At 57.2% G+C, this 348-nt stretch carries 1 pseudogene; it reads left to right on the top strand.

Going from position 1 to position 348, the window contains the following annotated elements:
• Nucleotides 1–348, top strand: a pseudogene (locus tag ACO0LF_RS31630) (MotA/TolQ/ExbB proton channel family protein); the annotation flags it as partial.

The raw sequence follows: 348 nt of genomic DNA, 5'->3' as shown, positions 1-348 counted from the left end.
CCTCAATGAAAACCCGTTTCTCCGCATTCCTGGCTGCAACACTCCTGGCTTTGACAGCCGCCGTTGCCGTCGCACCTGCATCCGCACAAGAATCTGCTTCTGCTGCTGCCTCCGCTGCTGCCCCAGCACCTGCTGCTGAAGCCGCCTCCGCACCTGCAGCGCCAGTTGCTGATGCTGGCGCTCCTGCTGCACCTGCAGCAGCCAAAGAAGTCGTAGAAAACCCATACGGTCTGGACGCCCTCTGGAAAACAGGTGACTTCGTTGCCAAAGGCACACTCATCATCATGGTCATCATGTCCATGGGTAGCTGGTACATCCTCATCACCAAAATCATCGACCAGGTCAAAC

This window comes from Undibacterium sp. Di27W, assembly GCF_049340345.1.
Classification (GTDB): Bacteria; Pseudomonadota; Gammaproteobacteria; order Burkholderiales; family Burkholderiaceae_D; genus Undibacterium.
The sequence above is the reverse complement of the archived record's forward strand: the minus strand, read 5'-3'. Positions and strand labels throughout refer to the sequence as shown.